The sequence below is a fragment of the Burkholderia sp. AU19243 genome (assembly GCF_018148075.1).
GTDB lineage: Bacteria > Pseudomonadota > Gammaproteobacteria > Burkholderiales > Burkholderiaceae > Burkholderia > Burkholderia latens_A.
Map to the genome: position 1 here is coordinate 618,101 of NZ_JAGSTV010000002.1, position 18,020 is coordinate 636,120.

Genomic DNA, 18,020 nt, shown 5'->3' on the forward strand with positions numbered 1-18,020 from the left:
GAACAGTGAGGTGCGCGATGGAACATCTGGTCCGTATCGTCAACGACACCGATCGCCAAGTGCTGGCATGGTTGCGTGCGCAGGTCGGCGACGCCCGCGTGGAACGCGCGGCGCGCCAGCTCGGGCATACGCGTAAACCGTTTCCGTCCGCGGTGTGCCGATACCTGGGCATGAGCGTGCCGGCCACGCTGCGCGCCGCGCACCGCCCGCGCGTCGCGCGCGACTTCTCGGTCGGGGATCGCTACCTGTCACTCATCCGCCAGCACCTGGCCGCTCAGGCGATCAGCCGATGACATCGTCGAAGTCGTACCGCTGGCGCGCTGTCGCGCGGCGGCCTGCCGGCGGAAGCGCGACGAACCGAATCGGGCGGCCCGTACGTTCGGCTCGAACACCCCGCGCCGATGCCGACGCGGCGGGCGGCGCGCCTGCTGCACGGTCTACGCGGCGGCCGCGGCCAGCCGTATCAACTCGCCGAGCGTTTCGATGGCCGCTTCATGACGCGTGTCGAACACGCGCGTGCATGCAAGCCGGATATACGCGTCAAAGCGGTCGGAATTCGAAAAGATCGAGCCTGGCGCGATCCTCACCCCGCGTGCCAGCGCGGCATCGAACAATGCTTCGGAATGCACGCCGTCCGGCAACGCGATCCACAGCAGCATGCCGCCCGGCGGCCGATTCATCCGCGTGCCGGCCGGAAAGTGGCGCGCGATCGCATCGATCGTCACATCCCGTTGCACGCGAAGCTGTTCGCGAAACCGGTGCAGGTGGCGATCGAACGCACCGGAGCCGACGAATTCGGCCGCGACGGCCTGCAGCAACGCGGCGTTGTGCCGGCTGTGCGCGAACTTGAGCATCTTCACGCGCGCGTGCCAGCGGCCCGCGCTCATCCAGCCGAGCCGCATCCCGGGCGCCAGCACCTTGTTGAACGACGGGCAGTAGATCACCGTGCCGTCGCGGTCCCATGCCTTCACCGGCTTCACCGCGTGCGGCGCCTCGACGAGCTCGCGATACGGCTCGTCCTCGATCACCGCTACGCCATGGCGCGAGCACAGTGCAACCAGCGCGGCCTTCCGTTCGTCGGGCATAACACTGCCGAGCGGGTTCTGCAGGTTGGGCACGACGACCACGGCCCGAATGTCGGGGTACGCGGTCAGCGCCACATCGAGCGCTTCGATCGACAGCCCGGTCGTCGGGCTGGCCGGAATTTCGAGCGCGCGCAGGCCGAGGCTTTCAAGCAGCTGGATCAAGCCGAAAAAGGCCGGCGATTCGATCGCGATCGTGTCGCCCGGGCGCGCGACCGCCCGCAGCGCAAGGTTTACCGCATCGACGCCGCCGCTCGTCGACATCACGTCGTCCGGCGACACGGTCACGCCATACGATAGCGCACGCTTGGCCATCGTTTGCCGGAATTCGGGCGAGCCGCCGACCGGCCCCGCATCCGTGAGCAGCGTCGGCTTGCGGCGCAGCAGCCGGATCGCCAGCGCCTGCAAACGCTCTGCCGGATACAGCGTCGCCTGCGCGGACGCGCCGCCGAGATTCAGCGCATCGGGTTTCGCGTTCGCGCGATCGATCACGCGCGATACACGTTCGTGCAGTCCGGCGAACGGCGGTTCGATAGTCAACGACGGCCCGCTGCTTTCGGGCAGCGCCTGAAGCGCTGCCGCCGCGCGCCGCCGCACGAAGTATCCCGAACGCGGCCTGGCTTCGCACCAGCCCGTATCCTCGAGCCGCCGGAACGCCTGGATCGCGGTCGACAGGCTTACCCCATGCTGCGCCATGAAGGCGCGCACCGATGGCATCCGGTCGCCGGGCGACAGCGTACCGGCCGCGATGATGCGGCGGTAATGCTCGGCGAGTCGCTCGTAAAGCGGCTCGCCGGTTGTCGGCAAAGGCGTGCGGGAGGAGTCGGTGGAGGGCGTCATGCGGTGGATCGTGCGCTCGGGAGAGCACGCACGCCAGATACAGATGCGGGGAAAACCCACCGATACAGAGGCTTGAAACTGCGCCTGCACCGTAACAGATTTCCGTCCCCTGAATCTGTCCTGCCCGTGTGCGTTTCCTTAATCTGATTAGACGCTATCGCCTCGCCGTCGCGAGGCCGCGCAACCGGGCAAACCGGCAAGGGACTCGCCATGCGAACGCAAGACATCCGGCTGGACGCCGGCCAAAGCCACTTTGCGTGGTTCGACAAGGGAAGCCAGGTGATTGTGCTCGACGGCACGCTGTCGATCACGTTGCGCAACGGCCAGCTCGACTGGCTGCCTGATGCACCGCATTACGTTCGCCGCGTGCTCGACGAAGGCGATTGCCTGACGCTCGACGCGGCCGGCCATGTCGAGCTGACCGCCGGCGGTAACGGGCCTGCCGGCGCGCTCGTCGCGCAACCGACGGCACGGGCCGGCGTGCTCGCCGCGCCGCGCGCGTGGCTGCATCGCATGGCCGCGCAACTGTTGGGCGGCCGGCATGTGGACGACGGAGCATGACGCGGCGGCTCGCGCAGTAGCCGCACGCCGTGATCCGCAGCGGTTGCGGCATACCGGTCGAAATCGGGCGGGGCCTTCTTCGGTGCTTGCCACGGCGGATCGCACCGCTACGACCGGGCGATTACCCGCCGGCTGCTCCCTGCCGGCCCGTCAGCGCCCGGGCCGGGCCGCGCCTAGCGGGCGCGCTGCCGCCGTTCGATCCATTCGAACAACGCCATCCCGACCAGCATCGCCATGACGAACGCGATGCCCTTGACCGATCCGAGTCCGATCGACACGATCGCCGGCCCCGGGCAGAAGCCGGCAAGGCCCCAGCCGATCCCGAACACGGCGCTCCCGGCAACGAGCCGCACCGTGATCGTACGCGCGGCGGGCCACTGGATCGGCAGGCCGAGCAATGAGCGCGGCCGGCGCCTCGCCCATGCGAACGCGAACACGGCGACGCCAATCGCACCGGCCATCACGAACGCAAGCGACGGATCCCAGCGGCCGGCCACGTCGAGAAAACCCAGCACCTTCCGCGGGTTGGCCATCCCCGACACGATGAGGCCGACACCGAACAGCAACCCCGCAAGAAACGCGAATCCAGTCTGCATGTCAGCCTCCGAGCACGTGCCGCCGCACGAATACGGTCGCGAAGCCGGCCGTCATGAACACGGCCGTCGCGACGAGCGAGCGCGCCGCTCCACGCGACAATCCGCACACGCCGTGACCGCTCGTGCATCCGCCCGCATAGCGCGTGCCGATCCCGACCAGCAGCCCGGCCGTCAATAACTCACCCCAGCCGGCATCGACTTGCGGGGCCGCGCCGGCACCGGCGACACGCACGATCAGCGGCGCAGCGATCAGCCCGGCCACGAAGGCCACGCGCCAGCCGCGCTCCGCGGCAGCCGCCGTAAGCAGTCCGCCGACGATACCGCTGATTCCGGCGATCCGCCCGTTGAACGCGACGAGCCATCCGGCCGCGAGCCCGATCAGCACGCCGCCGGCCAGCGACAGCCAAGGCGTGAAATGCAGTGCGTCAATCTGCATGGCCCCCTCCCTTTACGGCCGGGCCGCAAAATTGTTCGTACAGCACACTCATCACAGCGATGGCGGCCGGACTGTCGAGCGAATAGTGAATGTTTTTGCCCTCGCGGCGCGTGCGGACAAGCGCGTTATCTCTCAGCACGCCGAGCTGCTGCGACAGCGTCGGCTGCCGGATATCGAGCCGCGCTTCGAGATCGCTCACGCAGCGTTCGCCCTGCGACAGCTCGCATAACAGCAGCAGCCGGTCGGGATTGGACAACACCTTGAGTAGTGCGCACGCGGATTCGGCAGCCGCACGCATCTGGTCGGACTCCGGCAGCCCAGCGGAAGAGTCGGCGTTCACGGGGACGGTGAATACGATTAACGATTCAATATTATATCATTTTGTATATCGTTGATTCGCGCGAACGCGTCCGTTGAAGCGCAACGCCGCGCACGGATCTCTGCCTACCGGGGCGATGCCGCAGATGGCCGGATCGAAGAAAGTGACGGTTGAACGACCGGCGAAGCGGCGAGTGCCGCCTCGCCGTCGCACATCAAACGCGGTCGCCACACGCGGTACCGTCCAGCATCATCGTGCCCACTCGTGCCGGCACGAGCGGCGTGCGTGGCGCCGGCAGCGTCCAGCCAAACAGCACCTGCGCGGCCGCGCCGCACACGCGGCCTTGGCATGCACCCATCCCGCACCGCGTCTGCAGTTTCGCGGCCGTCCAATCGGGCGCGGGCATGGGCGCGTCTGTGACCGCCTCTGTGACCGCCTCTGTGACCGCCTCTGCGACCGCGTCTGCGACCGCGTCTGCGACCGCGTCGAAACGCACATCCTCGCACCGGCACAGCAGCGTATCCGGTCGCGCAAGCCGGCGGATCGGCTCGCGAATCGCGAAGCGCTCGCGCACCGCATCCGCGAACGCGTGCCAGTGCGCGCGCCGCGCAATCAGCGCAGCGAGGGATTGCGTCTGCCCCGTTGCCGCGCAGCCGGCGATCTCGCCTTCGACCATCGCGAGTTCGCTGCCGCCGACACCCGTGCACTCGCCCGCCGCGAAACAGCCGTCGCGGCTCGTACGCTGGTGCGCATCGACCACGACCGCACCGTTCTCGATCCGGCAGCCGAGATGGCTAGGCAGTATGGTGTTCGGCACGAGGCCGAAGCCGCACGCAAGCCGGTCGCAGTCGACATCGAACTCGCGCTCGCCCTGCCGGATCCGCACGTGTTCGAGCCGTTTGTCGCCGAACGCTTCGACGACGTATGCGTTCGGCCGGTACGCGGCCGTGACGAGCTTCGCGGCCTGCGTCAGCTTCGACGGCCAGCGCCACAGCGCCGCGCCGAAAGCGGCGACATCGCCGTACGTTGCCTGTTCGAGCACGTGCGACACCTGCGCACCGGCCTGTCTGGCCGTCGCCGCGCTCGCGAGCAGCAACGGCCCGCTCCCCGCGATCACCGTGCGCTGCCCGCGTACGTCGAGGCCATACTTGATCAGCGCCTGAAGGCCGCCCGCGCCCGTCACGCCAGGAAGCGTCCAGCCCGGGAATGGCAGCAGCAGCTCGCGCGCGCCGCAGCAGACGATCAGCGTGCGGAATTCGAGCAAAAATCCGCGTTCGTCGTCCTCGAGCAGCAGCGTGCCCGGCTGCGTTTCCGCGACGATTCGCGTGCCCGCGAGATGCGTGACGTTCGGCTGCCGCAGCACCGCAACGCGTTCCGCCGCGGCGGGCGCCGGCGTCGCGTTGGCCGCCTGGCGCCAGATCTGGCCGCCCGCGCGCGGATTGTCGTCGACGATCGCGATCGTGGCGCCGCTTCGCGCGGCTGCCCGCGCGGCCGACAGCCCGGCCGGACCCGCGCCGACGATCGCGACGTCGACGCTCAGTCGTTCCTGTTTCGCCGTGCTCATCGCGTCCGCTCCACCTGCATCCCGTCGCGGCACAGCGTCTGGCAAGCCAAACGGCGGCGGCCATCTATCGTCATCCTGCATTCCTGGCAAACGCCCATACCGCAAAACGGCGCGCGCGCCGCTCCGGTACATGACACACGCGTCGTGTCGTCGCCGCTGGCGGCGATGGCCGCCGCGACGGTCGCCCCATCGGCCACCGTCAGCGCACGACCGTCCAGATGAATGATCATGTCATCCTCCGCGTGGCCGCACCCGCGGAGGGCAGCGAACGGAGTGAGCGTAGGGGTTGTTTCATGTCAGCGCTCCGGCTACGGTGGACGTCGCCAGGAAACGTCCCGGCAAATACGGTTCGATGTCGATGGGCGGCCGCTCGCCCGTCATCAGCGCGGCAACGAGCCGCGCACTGCCCGGCGCGGTCGTCACGCCGAGCCCTTCATGCCCGACCGCGAGCCACACGCCCGGCCGGGCCGGATGTTCGCCGAGCAGCGGCAAGCCGTCGGGGCTCGCGGAACGAAATCCCGTCCACGAGCGGATTGCGTTCAGGTCGGCCAGATCAGGGAGATAGCCGGCCGCGCGGCGCAGCATGCGTGCGAGCACCGGCGGCTCGACGCGTGCGTCCTCGGTGTCGAACTGGCGCGACGAGCCGATCAGCAGCTGGCCCGTCGGCCGCGGTTGCACGTTGAACGCGACCGACGTGCCGTCGCTCGCATGCGCGCTCGCCGCATAGCCGAGCTCGACGAGCTGGTGCGATACCTGTCCTGGATAGCGGTCGGTAATCAGCAGATGCCCCTTCTTCGGGCGCAGCGGCAATTCGGGCAACAACGCGCGTGCGGCAACGCCGTTCGCGACGACGACGCGCTCCGCGCGCAGCGTGTCGCCGCGCGCAAGCGTCACGTTGGGGCCGTCGATCGCCACCGCGCGCTCGCGGCGCAACGTGATGCCCGGCGCACGCTGCAGCAGCCAGCTCGCGGCGACGGGCGCATAAAGAATTGCGTCGCCGGGAATCCTCAGCGCGCCGCCGAGGCCGGCACGCAGCATCGGCTCGAGCTGCGCAAGCGTCGCCGCATCGATCAGCTCGCCCGCGACGCCGTGGGCGGCGAGCGTCGCCTGCTTCGCACGCGCGAGGTCCATCTCGTGGGAATCGGCCGCGAGCCACAGCGTGCCGCAGTTGCGGTATGCGCAGCCTTCGGGCATCTCGCCGGCGAGCGCGCGCCACAGTCCGATCGAGTAATGACTCAGCGCGAGCTCGGCCGCGTTGTCGTCCATCGCGACGAGATGCCCCATGCCGGCGCCGGTCGCGCCGCCGCTCGCGTCGTCGACGACGAGCACGCGCAGCCCGCGTTGCGCGAGTTCATGCGCACACGCGGCGCCCACGATGCCGGCGCCGATCACGACGACGTCGGTGCAGGTTTCGCTCACGACACGATGCCCCAGCCGAACGGGTCGTCTTCCTCGATCAGCAGCGTCGCTTCCGCGCTCAAGTGCGCGCTGCCGCGGATCGTCGGCACGATGCCGCCGTCGGCATGAACGTAGCTTGCGTGGAACACGCTGCCGATCACGCTCGCCTGACGCCATACGACGCCCGGCTCGAGCTTGCCGTCGGCCGCGAGGCACGCGAGCTTTGCACTCGTGCCCGTGCCGCACGGCGAGCGGTCGTACGCGTGGCCGGGACACAGCACGAAGCTGCGGCTGTCGCACTCGGGATCGTCCGCAAACAGTTCGATATGGTCGATTTCGCCGCCGTTCGCGCCGGTGATCCCCGCGCGTTCGAGGCCGGCGCGCACCGCGGACGAATAGGCGGTCAGCGCGGCGACGTTGTCGCCCGCCACGCGCTGGCCGTGATCGCTGATCAGGAAGAACCAGTTGCCGCCCCACGCGATGTCGCCTGTCACGCGGCCATAACCCGGCACGTCGATTTCGACATCCTTCGCATGGCGATACGCGAGCACGTTGCGCACGCTCACCGACAGGTCGTCGTGCAGCGTCGCCTCGACGGTGCCGACCGGGGTTTCGATCCGGTGCACGCCCGGCGCGATGCGGCCCATGTGATGCAGCGTGCGCACGACGCCGATCGTACCGTGCCCGCACATCCCGAGATAGCCGCTGTTGTTGAAGAAAATCACGCCGGCCGCCGCTTCCGGCGATACGGGTTCGCACAGCAGCGCGCCGACCAGCACATCGCTGCCGCGCGGCTCGAGGATGCACGCGGTGCGATAGCGATCGTGCTCGCGCGCGAGCACGTCGCGACGCTCGGCCATCGTGCCGTTGCCGAGCGACGGGAAACCGGACACGACGAGCCGCGTGGGTTCGCCGCCGGTGTGCGAATCGATGATCTGAATGCGCTTCATCATGAGCCGTCCGAAGTGGGGAAAGGAGCATAGCTTCCTCCGTCGCGCATCGGTCCGCTTGTGGCTTTTCGATGAAGGCGGCGACGAAATCGGCATAGTGCGGAGCGCCTTTCGGAACCCTTCCGGCGACTATGCCGATTTCGTCATTTTGCTCTGCGATACGGCTCAAGCGTGATACGTGTTTGCACGGCGATACTGGTTGCACGTCGACGCGCATGTCGTCGGCCGACACGTAGCAGGAGATTGCAGTGAACCGAAACGCATCCCGCGAAGCGGAGCTCTCCGCGCCGCCAGCAACCGGTTCGTACCGGGCGCTTCCGGCGTTTTCAACGTCGCGCACCACGCAGAATCGAAGCCGGTGAACCGCTGACCGATTTCCCCTCGGCGGTGCGGCGGCTTCCCCCCGTTGCATCGTCACTTCCGGTCGGCTTGGCCCGCACGGCCCCTTCGACGCGGCGCCAGATACGCCGTGCTTGAACGGGCTCCGGGCCGCCCGGTCGCCCGAACCGGCCGCACGCCGGCCGGCAGGTGTTGCGCCGCTGCTCCGTCGGAGCGCGGCGCATACCGCCTGCCCGATATTTCCCAGGAGACAAGCCCATGCCAGGTCAAGGCAACACCCACCCGTCCGTCCCGCTTTCCCGTTCCGTGTCCGCCGACGGCGGGCACGGCACATTCAAGAAACAACTGTCGCTGACCGATCTCACGTTCATCGGCCTCGGTGCGATCTTCGGTTCGGGCTGGCTGTTCGCCGCGAGTCACGTATCGACGATCGCCGGCCCTGCCGGCATCTTCTCGTGGCTGCTCGGCGGCTTCGCGGTGCTGCTGCTCGGCATCGTCTACTGCGAACTCGGCGCCGCGCTGCCGCGCGCGGGCGGCGTGGTGCGCTACCCGGTGTTCTCGCACGGCCCGCTGCTCGGCTACCTGATGGGCTTTATCACGCTGATCGCGTTTTCGAGCCTGATCGCGATCGAAGTGGTGGCTGCGCGGCAATACGCGGCCGCATGGTTTCCGGGGCTGACCAAAACCGGATCGAGCGACCCGACGGCGATCGGCTGGCTCGTGCAGGCCGCGCTGCTGTGCTTCTTCTTTTACCTGAACTATTCGAGCGTGAAGACGTTCGCGAAGGCGAACAACATCATCAGCATCTTCAAGTTCATCGTGCCGCTGGCCGTGATCGCGGTGCTGTTCACGTTCTTCAAGCCGGCGAACCTGACCGTGCACGGCTTCGCGCCATTCGGCATGCCGGGCATCGAGATGGCCGTATCGGCCGGGGGCATCATCTTCGCGTATCTCGGCCTCACACCGATCGTGTCGGTCGCGAGCGAAGTGCGCAATCCGCAGCGCACCATCCCGATCGCGCTGATCCTGTCGATCCTGCTGTCCACGCTGATCTACGTGCTGCTGCAGCTCGCGTTCCTCGGCAGCATTCCAACCGACATGCTGGCCGCCGGCTGGCACGACGTCAGCAAGGCGTTCTCGCTCCCGTACCGCGACATCGCGCTCGCGCTCGGTGTCGGCTGGCTCGCTGTGATGGTCGTGGCCGACGCGATGATCTCGCCGAGCGGCTGCGGCAACATCTACATGAACGCGACGCCGCGCGTCGTCTACGGCTGGGCGAAAACGGGCACGTTCTTCAAGGTGTTCACGCGCGTCGACGAAGCGTCGGGCATCCCGCGCGCGGGCCTGTGGCTCACGTTCGGCCTCGCGATCTTCTGGACGATGCCGTTCCCGTCGTGGGAAGCGCTGATCAACATCGTGTCGGCGGCGCTCGTGTTGAGCTATGCGGTCGCGCCCGTGTCGGTCGCCGCGCTGCGCCGCACCGCGCCCGACCTGCCGCGGCCGTTCCGCGCGGTCGCGTTCGGCATCACCGGCCCCGCGTCGTTCGTGATCGCCGCGCTGATCGTCTACTGGTCGGGCTGGAGCACGGTGTCTTGGCTCCTCGGCTTGCAGATCGCGATGTTCGTGATCTATCTCGCATGCCGCCGCTGGGTGCCGACCGCGCATCTGAGCCTCGCCGAACAAGTGCGTTCGTCCGCGTGGCTGATCGCGTTCTACGCGGCGATGATCGTGCTGTCCTACTTCGGCGGCTTCGGCGGGACCGGCCAGCTCGCGCATCCGTACGACACGGTCGTCGTCGCGGCCGTCGCGCTCGCGATCTACTACTGGGGCGCCAACACCGGCATCCGTTCGGACAAGCTGCAGCTCGAAGACGACGAAGGCTGACGCCCCCGCTTTCCCCATTTCACCCCGGCCGGGCGTACGACGCCCGGCCCCGCATTTTTCGAGGAAAACCATGCAACTCACAGGTCAGCTCCTGATCGGCCAGTCGGCCATTACCGGCCAGAACGGCACCCTGCACGCGATCGCCGCCGCGACCGGCGAGCCGCTTGAGCCCGCGTTCGGCGGCGCGAGCATGCACGACCTGGAGACAGCCTGCGCGCTCGCCGACGAAGCCTTCGACACGTATCGCGAGACGAGCCCCGAGCAACGCGCGGCGTTTCTCGACGCGATCGGCCGCAACATCCTGGCGCTCGGCGACGACCTGATCGAGCGCTGCGTGACCGAAACGGGCCTGCCGCGCGCGCGCATCGAAGGCGAACGCGGCCGCACGGTCGGCCAGCTCGCGCTGTTCGCGTCGCTCGTGCGCGACGGCGGCTACGTCGACGCACGCATCGATCCGGCCCGCCCGGACCGCAAGCCGCTGCCGCGCGTCGACCTGCGCTTGCGCAACGTCGCGATCGGTCCGGTCGCCGTGTTCGGCGCGTCGAACTTCCCGCTCGCGTTCTCGGTTGCCGGCGGCGACACCGCGTCGGCACTCGCGGCCGGCTGCCCGGTGATCGTCAAGGCGCATTCCGCGCATCCCGGCACTTCCGAGCTCGTCGGCCGCGCGATCCAGCAGGCCGTGCGCGAATGCGGGCTGCCGGCCGGCGTGTTCTCGCTGCTGTTCGACACGTCGCGCGACATCGGCCAGGCGCTCGTCGCGGATCCGCGCATCAAGGCGGTCGGCTTCACCGGCTCGCGCCGTGGCGGCGTCGCGCTGATGAACATCGCGGCCGCGCGCCACGAGCCGATTCCCGTCTATGCCGAAATGAGCTCGATCAACCCTGTGCTGCTGTTCCCGGCCGCGCTCGACGCGCGCCACGACACGATCGCGCCGCAGTTCGTCGCGTCGCTGTCGCTCGGCGCCGGCCAGTTCTGCACGAACCCTGGCCTCGTACTGGCCGTCGACGGCCCCGCGCTGCGCGCGTTCGAAACCGCGGCGGCCGCCGCCGTGCGAGCAACCGCCGCGCAAACGATGCTCACGCCGCACATTCATGCGAGTTATGCGCAAGGCGTGGCAACGCTGCGCGCACACGACGCGGTCGAACTGCTCGCCGAAGGCGTCGAAGGCGGCCGCTATCAGGCGCGCGCGGCCCTGTTCGCGACGTCGGCCGATGCGTTCGTCGCGCACCCCGAACTGCGCGACGAAGTGTTCGGCCCGGCGTCGCTGATCGTGCGCTGCCCGGATGCCGACACGCTGCATCGCGTGCTGAAATCGCTCGAAGGCCAGTTGACGATCGCCGCGCATCTCGCCGATGGCGACGCGGCGCTGTTCGCCGCGCTGCGCCCGACGCTCGAGCGCAAGGCCGGCCGGATTCTCGTCAACGGCTTCGGCACCGGTGTCGAGGTCGGTCACGCGATGGTGCACGGTGGCCCGTTCCCGGCCACGTCGGACACGCGCACGACGTCGGTCGGTGCGCGGGCGATCGAGCGTTTCCTGCGCCCGGTGTCGTACCAGGACGTGCCCGATGCGCTGCTGCCGGAAGCGATCCGCAACGGCAACCCGCTGAACGTGCCGCAACGCATCGACGGCGTGCCGGCGCCGCGGGAAACGCGCGATGTCTGAGCCGCTCGCCGAAGTCGCGCTGTCGCTCGATGAGGTCGATGCACTCGCGCTGCGGGTGCTGACCCACCACGGGATGTCGGATGCGCACGCGCGGGCGATCGCGCGCGTGATCACGCAGGGTCAGCGCGACGAATGTCATTCGCACGGGGTTTACCGGCTGCTCGTGTGCGTTCGTTCGCTGAAGAAGGGCAAGGTCGACCCGCAGGCCGTGCCGACGCTGCGCAGGCTGTCGTCGTCGATCGTCGCGGTCGACGCGCATCGCGGCTTCTCGCTGCTGAGCTTCGAAACCGGCCTGCCGGTGCTCGTCGAGATGGCGAAGCAGCACGGCATCGCCGCGATGACGATCAACCATTGCTATCACTTCTCGGCGCTGTGGCCGGAAGTCGAAGCGATCGCTGCCGAGGGGCTCGCCGGTATCGCGATGAACCCGAGCCACAGCTGGGTCGCGCCGGAAGGCGGGCGCGAACCGGTGTTCGGCACCAACCCGATCGCGTTCGCGTGGCCACGCCCGGGCGACGTGCCGTTCGTGTTCGACTTCGCGACGAGCGCGATCGCGCGCGGCGACATCGAACTGCACGCGAAACTGGGCAAACCGATCCCGCCGCACTGGGCGATCGACGCAGACGGCCACCCGACCACCGATCCGAAAGCGGCATTGCAGGGCGCGATGCGCACCTTTGGCGGACACAAGGGATCGGCGCTCGCGGCGATGGTCGAGCTCCTGGGCGGCGCGCTGATCGGCGACATGACGAGCCAGGAGTCGATGGACTTCGACGAAGGCGTCGGCGCGACGCCGTGCCACGGCGAACTCGTGATCGCGTTCGACCCGAAGGTGTTCCTCGGCGACGAACTCGACGCCGGCCTCGCGCGCGGCGAGCGGATGTTCGCGTCGATCACCGGGCAAGGGGCACGGCTGCCGTCGCAGCGACGCTTCGATGCGCGCGCGCGCAGCATCGCGAACGGCGTGCGCATTCCGAAGCCGTTGTACGACGAAATCCTGGCGCTGCTCGACTGACGCGCGAACGAGCGGCGCGGTTTGGCCTCGGGTTTGGCCTCGGGCTCGGGCTCGGGCTTGGCCTCGGGCTCAGCGTCGGCCCAGGCTTCGGCATTTGAGCGCTTCGCCGGCGCGCGACCGGCGGCGCTCGCCCCCGCCGCGCCCGCCGCCCGCCCGGCGGCTGTGGGATAATCGACGGGTTTGCCCAGGGCGCAGCTCAAGAGGTTGTTCGCACGGGCGCGCGAGAGGCCTTTATTCCCGTGCCTCCACCCTTTTCCGCGATATTTCTTCAGCTATCACAATGCCCACATACCGTTCCAAAACCTCCACCGCCGGCCGCAACATGGCAGGTGCGCGCTCGCTGTGGCGCGCCACCGGCATGAAAGACGACGATTTTTCGAAGCCGATCATCGCGGTCGTCAACTCGTTCACGCAGTTCGTGCCCGGGCACGTGCACCTGAAGGATCTCGGCCAGCTCGTCGCGCGCGAGATCGAAGCCGCGGGCGGCGTCGCGAAGGAATTCAATACGATCGCCGTCGACGACGGCATCGCGATGGGTCACGACGGCATGCTGTATTCGCTGCCGAGCCGCGACATCATCGCCGACTCGGTCGAGTACATGGTGAACGCGCACTGCGCGGATGCGATGGTGTGCATCTCGAACTGCGACAAGATCACGCCGGGGATGCTGATGGCCGCGATGCGCCTGAACATTCCGGTGATCTTCGTATCGGGCGGCCCGATGGAAGCCGGCAAGACGCGCCTCGCAAACCCGGTCACCAAGGCCATCGAACTGAAGAAGCTCGATCTCGTCGACGCGATGGTAATCGCAGCCGACCAGTCGTATTCGGATGCGGACGTCGCCGAAGTCGAACGCTCCGCATGCCCGACCTGCGGTTCGTGCTCGGGCATGTTCACCGCGAACTCGATGAACTGCCTGACCGAAGCGCTCGGCCTGTCGCTGCCCGGTAACGGCACGGTCGTCGCGACGCATGCCGATCGCGAGCAACTGTTCAAGCGCGCCGGCCGCCGCATCGTCGAACTCACGCGCCAGTACTACGAGCAGGACGACATGCGCGTGCTGCCGCGCTCGGTCGGTTTCAAGGCGTTCGAGAACGCGATGACGCTCGACATCGCGATGGGCGGTTCGACCAACACGATCCTGCACCTGCTCGCGATCGCTCAGGAAGCCGGCATCGACTTCACGATGAAGGACATCGATCGCCTGTCGCGCAGCGTGCCGCAGCTGTGCAAGGTCGCGCCGAACACGAACAAGTACCACATCGAGGACGTGCACCGCGCAGGCGGCATCATGGCGATCCTCGGCGAGCTCGACCGCGCCGGCAAGCTGCACACCGACGTGCCGACCGTGCACGCGCCGACGCTGAAGGATGCGCTCGACCAGTGGGACATCGTGCGCACTGAAGACGAAGCGGTCCGCACGTTCTATCTGGCCGGCCCGGCCGGAATCCCGACGCAGGTCGCGTTCAGCCAGAATACGCGCTGGCCGAGCCTCGATCTCGATCGCGCCGAAGGCTGCATCCGCTCGTACGAGCACGCATTCTCGAAGGAAGGCGGCCTCGCGGTGCTGACGGGCAACATCGCGCTGGACGGCTGCGTCGTGAAGACGGCCGGCGTCGATGAAAGCATCCTCGTGTTCGAAGGCTCCGCGCACGTGACCGAGTCGCAGGACGAAGCGGTCGAAAACATCCTGAACGACAAGGTCAAGGCCGGCGACGTGGTGATCGTGCGCTACGAAGGCCCGAAGGGTGGCCCCGGCATGCAGGAAATGCTGTATCCGACGAGCTACATCAAGTCGAAGGGCCTCGGCAAGGCATGCGCGCTGCTGACGGACGGCCGCTTCTCGGGCGGCACGTCGGGGCTGTCGATCGGCCACTGCTCGCCGGAAGCGGCGGCGGGCGGCGCGATCGGCCTCGTGCGTGACGGCGACAAGATCCGCATCGACATCCCGAACCGCACGATCAACGTGCTGGTGTCGGACGAGGAACTCGCGCGCCGCCGCGAAGAGCAGAACGCGAAGGGCTGGAAGCCGGCGCAACCGCGTCCGCGCAAGGTGTCAGCCGCGCTGAAGGCATATGCGAAGCTGGTGATGTCGGCCGACAAGGGCGCCGTGCGCGACCTGTCGCTGCTCGACGACTGACGCCGGGCGGCGGGCCGCACGAACGGCCCGCGCCCACTCCAGAAGCCGCTCTCCGGAGCGGTTTTTTTTCGTCCGGCACCGGCGCCGTCAGTCAACGGCGGTAGTCGTCGCTGCGGACGCCGCCACGGCCGCCATCGTTGTTGCCGCCCCCTTGCGACCTGCCACCGTAACCGCCGCCAGGATTGCCCTGCGGCGGCGCCATCCGCGGCGCGGCGCCCTGTGGGGGCGCGGGATGCGCGACCGCCGCCGGCGCCCGTACATTGCCGCCCGCTCCGGGCGTCGGCGCGGGAGCCGGCGCGGCAGGTGCGGCTTGCGGGGCCGGCATGCGGTTCGGGCCGTTCCATCCGCCGCGCGTGGCCGACGGCCGCGCGTCATGCTGCGCAGGCGGCGCCCCGCCCGGCGTGCGCGGTACCTGGCCGCCAGGTTGCGGATGTCCGTATGCGGGCGGCATGCCGCCCGGGCCGATGCGCGGCTCCGCGCGCCGCTCCCAGCGGTCGCGATCGTGGAACCACGGCCGGTTGCGGTAGTAGCGGTCCCAGTACGCGCCGATCGCGAACCCGGTCACCGGCACGCCGACGATCGCGCCGTATTCGAGCAGCGGCACGTAGCTGCCCTGGTACGGATAGTCGAGTTGCTCCGCGTCGATCCAGCCGCGCACACCCGGCAGCGCAACGTCGCACCACGAGTAGTCGCTCAGGCAGCCGAACACGTCGAGCGCGGTGCCCGGTGGAATTTCCGCAACGACCGGATAGTCGGGCGCGGGCCCCGCATACAGGTCGGCCGCCGAGTTCGTATAAGCGCTGCGCTGCGCGTCGGCGACGCCAGGCAACGCGGCCATGCCGAACAGCACGACGCACAGACTTCGGATGATGGTATTGCTCATGGTGCTCTCCCGCGCGGCGCGGCCGCGCGCCGGTCAATGTCGGTGGCCGCCGCCCGCGTGGCCGCCACCCCAGTGGCCGCCACCCCACGGACGGTGCCAGTACCCGCCACGATACCCGCCGCCCCAATGCCCCCAGAAGCCGAGCCCGATCGTGACGGGCGGCCCGTACCATCCGGGGTAGTATGCCGGGTAGTAGGCCGGGTAAGGCACGTAAACCGGCGCGGCATAAACGGGCGCGGGCGCGTACGCATAATCGTCGGCCGAAGGCGGCGCGGCGGGCGCGGCAGCCGGCGACGACGCGGCCGCAGCCGGGCCGGCCGGCGCCGCCGGCATCTCGCGCTGCGAGACCGTGGCAGGCACGGGTGCGTAATACGGTGCATAGCCGTAGGGGCTCGTGTAATAGCAGCCGCTCAGCGCAAGCGTCGCCAGCACCATCATGGGGGCTCGCGTGCCGGAAATCGCGTTCATTTCGTGCTCCGCAGGAACATGGGGCGGCGCTGCATCGCGCGCCGCTGACTCTAGCTTACGTCCGCTGCATATTTCCGCGGATTTGATCGGTTACTTTTTGTTTCCGCGTTGACATGAAGCTGGCAGGCCGTGCAGGCATGTCGCGTGCTTCGGCGTCTGCCGCGCCGACATTGAAGTTGGCGCAACTGCCCTCACGTTGAATATCGAGTCAGACTGACCGGCGCGGACGGGTGTTCGCGGCCCCCGGCGGCCTGAAACCTGCGGGCTTCGGCCCGCCCAGACAGGAATGCGGCTCACGCCGCCATCGACATGACTACGCCACGCCCCACGCTTCGGGCGGACACGCCCCTCGATCCGATCATCCAGTTGCTGGCGCTCGCCGGCGAACAGGGCTATCTGACGCACGCCGACCTCGTCGACGCGCTGCCGCCGGAAAGCGACAGCCCCGACGCGCTGGAGGTCGTGCGCGCCGCGCTCGCGGACATCGGCATCGCGGTGCTCGACGAACCGGCCGCGCCGGCGCCGTTCGCGGGCGCGGCGCCCGTCGACGTCGATCGCGACACGCTCGACGAAGGCCGTGCGCTGCTCGGCGATCTCACGCGCGGCGCGAGCGCATCGACCGATCCGCTCGCGCTGTACATGCGGCGCATCCACGCGGTGCCGCTGCTCAAGCGCGAGGACGAAATCGTGCTCGCGCGCGAAATCGAAACGGGCCGTCATCAGATCCTGCATGCGCTCGCCGGATATCCGGCCGCGGCCGAGACGCTGCTCGCACGCCGCGGCGCCACGGGCGCAACCGGCGCGGCTGGAGATGAACGCGACGCATTCGACGACGAGGAAAACGACACGCTGCCGGCCCCCGCGCGCGACGATGCGCTCCAGGCCGCGGTCGCAGCCGTACGCCGCGCATTGCACGCGCACGGCTGCCGCACCGACGAATACCGCGACGCGCGCAACCGGCTCGCCGCGCTGCTGGGATCGCTCCCCTGGGTTGCATCGGCCGCCGACGACGCGAGCCGCGTCGTGCGCACGCTCGCGTCTGCGTCCATGGACGCCGCCATCGATCCCGACGCCGCGTGCTTCGACGCGGTCGCGCGCCGCGCGCTGGGCGCCGCGCTCAGCGACGGTCAGCAAAAGGTGCGCGACGGCACGCGCGCGATGCTGGAAGCGAACCTGCGGCTCGTGCTGTCGATCGCGCGCAAGTATCTGAACCGCGGCGTCGACCTGCCCGACCTCGTGCAGGACGGCTGTCTCGGACTGATGCGCGCGATCGAGAAGTTCGAATACCGGCGCGGCTTCAAGTTCTCCACCTACGCGACGTGGTGGATTCGGCAGTCGGTCGCGCGCGCGGTCGCAGACCGTTCGCGCACGATTCGCGTGCCGGTGCATGTCGGCGACCAGTATCAGCGCGTGCAGCGGCATGCGCTGCGCTTCCGGCAACGCACCGGCCGGCGCGCGACGCCAGCCGAGCTTGCGGCCGAAACGGGCCTCGCCGAAGACAAGCTGCGTGCAGTGCTCGCGCTGCCGGCCGAACCGCTGTCGCTCGACACGCCGCTGCCCGACGCGGACACCGGCCTCGTCGACCTGATCGAGGACGACGCGTCGGCCAGCCCGTTCGACCGCCTCGCGGATACGCGCATGCGCGAGTGCGTGACGTCGCTGCTGCGCACGGTCACGCCGGCCGAGGCCGACGTGTTGCGCCGGCGCTTCGGCCTCGGCGGCGCGGAGCCCGACACCTACGACGCGATCGCGCAGGATGCCGGAATGTCGCGCGAGCGCGTGCGGCAGATCGAGAAGCGCGCGCTGGCGACGCTGCGCACGGTCGCCGAAGCCGAGGGCGCGCAGTCGTTCCTCGACGCGTGAGCTGCTGTCTCTTATACAC

At 68.9% G+C, this 18,020-nt stretch carries 17 protein-coding genes; 7 read left to right on the forward strand and 10 right to left on the reverse strand.

Annotated elements, in window-relative coordinates; translation table 11 throughout:
- Positions 1–17 precede the first annotated feature (17 nt).
- Entirely contained in the window at positions 18–293 is a 276-nt protein-coding gene (locus KDW55_RS06135) for a hypothetical protein (protein WP_040139625.1), read from the forward strand.
- A 144-nt stretch (positions 294–437) separates the two neighbouring features.
- On the opposite strand, the gene KDW55_RS06140 is transcribed toward KDW55_RS06135, so the two are convergent.
- A complete protein-coding gene (locus tag KDW55_RS06140) occupies positions 438–1,922 on the reverse strand; it encodes a PLP-dependent aminotransferase family protein (RefSeq protein ID WP_174554697.1) in 1,485 nt (494 codons plus the stop codon).
- Between the two features lie 210 nt (positions 1,923–2,132).
- Here KDW55_RS06140 and KDW55_RS06145 point away from each other — a divergent pair, with 210 nt between their 5' ends.
- The gene (locus KDW55_RS06145) at positions 2,133–2,483 is read left to right on the forward strand and encodes a hypothetical protein (protein ID WP_069242866.1); all 351 of its coding nucleotides are present in this window, start codon (positions 2,133–2,135) and stop codon (positions 2,481–2,483) included.
- Positions 2,484–2,656: 173 nt separating this feature from the next.
- Here the strand turns inward: KDW55_RS06145 and KDW55_RS06150 are convergent, their stop codons facing one another.
- From KDW55_RS06150 to KDW55_RS06180, 7 genes are all read right to left on the reverse strand, one after another.
- Complete coding sequence (locus KDW55_RS06150) at positions 2,657–3,079, reverse strand: DUF6691 family protein (RefSeq protein WP_212159981.1); 423 nt, start codon at positions 3,077–3,079, stop codon at positions 2,657–2,659.
- Position 3,080: 1 nt separating this feature from the next.
- A complete protein-coding gene (locus tag KDW55_RS06155) occupies positions 3,081–3,515 on the reverse strand; it encodes a YeeE/YedE family protein (protein WP_069242864.1) in 435 nt (144 codons plus the stop codon).
- Entirely contained in the window at positions 3,505–3,813 is a 309-nt protein-coding gene (locus KDW55_RS06160; RefSeq protein WP_212197891.1) for a metalloregulator ArsR/SmtB family transcription factor, read from the reverse strand. Before KDW55_RS06160 ends, KDW55_RS06155 begins: the two co-directional genes overlap by 11 nt.
- 235 nt (positions 3,814–4,048) lie before the next feature.
- The gene (locus tag KDW55_RS06165; RefSeq protein WP_212159979.1) at positions 4,049–5,398 is read right to left on the reverse strand and encodes an FAD/NAD(P)-binding oxidoreductase; all 1,350 of its coding nucleotides are present in this window, start codon (positions 5,396–5,398) and stop codon (positions 4,049–4,051) included.
- Positions 5,395–5,628 (reverse strand): 2Fe-2S iron-sulfur cluster-binding protein, encoded by a 234-nt coding sequence (locus KDW55_RS06170; protein WP_040139619.1) that lies wholly within the window; start codon positions 5,626–5,628, stop codon positions 5,395–5,397. Before KDW55_RS06170 ends, KDW55_RS06165 begins: the two co-directional genes overlap by 4 nt.
- A 61-nt stretch (positions 5,629–5,689) precedes the next feature.
- Entirely contained in the window at positions 5,690–6,817 is a 1,128-nt protein-coding gene (locus KDW55_RS06175; RefSeq protein WP_209822428.1) for an FAD-dependent oxidoreductase, read from the reverse strand.
- A complete protein-coding gene (locus KDW55_RS06180) occupies positions 6,814–7,746 on the reverse strand; it encodes a 4-hydroxyproline epimerase (protein ID WP_059547400.1) in 933 nt (310 codons plus the stop codon). The genes KDW55_RS06175 and KDW55_RS06180 overlap by 4 nt, the downstream gene beginning before the upstream one ends.
- A gap of 597 nt (positions 7,747–8,343) precedes the next feature.
- Here KDW55_RS06180 and KDW55_RS06185 point away from each other — a divergent pair.
- The 4 genes from KDW55_RS06185 to ilvD all read left to right on the forward strand — a co-directional run bounded on the left by KDW55_RS06185 (position 8,344) and on the right by ilvD (position 14,787).
- Positions 8,344–9,969: an APC family permease gene (locus KDW55_RS06185; RefSeq protein WP_040139616.1), complete on the forward strand. Its 1,626-nt coding sequence runs from the start codon at positions 8,344–8,346 to the stop codon at positions 9,967–9,969.
- Positions 9,970–10,039: 70 nt separating this feature from the next.
- Positions 10,040–11,632 (forward strand): aldehyde dehydrogenase (NADP(+)), encoded by a 1,593-nt coding sequence (locus KDW55_RS06190; RefSeq protein WP_040139615.1) that lies wholly within the window; start codon positions 10,040–10,042, stop codon positions 11,630–11,632.
- On the forward strand, positions 11,625–12,647 hold the full coding sequence (locus KDW55_RS06195; protein WP_040139614.1) for an Ldh family oxidoreductase: 1,023 nt from the start codon (positions 11,625–11,627) through the stop codon (positions 12,645–12,647). The genes KDW55_RS06190 and KDW55_RS06195 overlap by 8 nt, the downstream gene beginning before the upstream one ends.
- 280 nt (positions 12,648–12,927) lie before the next feature.
- On the forward strand, positions 12,928–14,787 hold the full coding sequence (gene ilvD / locus KDW55_RS06200; RefSeq protein ID WP_040139613.1) for a dihydroxy-acid dehydratase: 1,860 nt from the start codon (positions 12,928–12,930) through the stop codon (positions 14,785–14,787).
- A 91-nt stretch (positions 14,788–14,878) separates the two neighbouring features.
- Here ilvD and KDW55_RS06205 read toward each other — a convergent pair whose 3' ends face one another.
- Both KDW55_RS06205 and KDW55_RS06210 read right to left on the reverse strand, forming a co-directional pair.
- Entirely contained in the window at positions 14,879–15,670 is a 792-nt protein-coding gene (locus tag KDW55_RS06205; protein WP_059546676.1) for an SH3 domain-containing protein, read from the reverse strand.
- Positions 15,671–15,703: 33 nt separating this feature from the next.
- Positions 15,704–16,138, reverse strand: a complete 435-nt coding sequence (locus KDW55_RS06210; RefSeq protein WP_040139611.1) for a hypothetical protein — start codon at positions 16,136–16,138, stop codon at positions 15,704–15,706.
- A 309-nt stretch (positions 16,139–16,447) separates the two neighbouring features.
- Here KDW55_RS06210 and KDW55_RS06215 point away from each other — a divergent pair, with 309 nt between their 5' ends.
- Positions 16,448–18,001 (forward strand): sigma-70 family RNA polymerase sigma factor, encoded by a 1,554-nt coding sequence (locus tag KDW55_RS06215; protein WP_209822423.1) that lies wholly within the window; start codon positions 16,448–16,450, stop codon positions 17,999–18,001.
- Positions 18,002–18,020 lie beyond the last annotated feature (19 nt).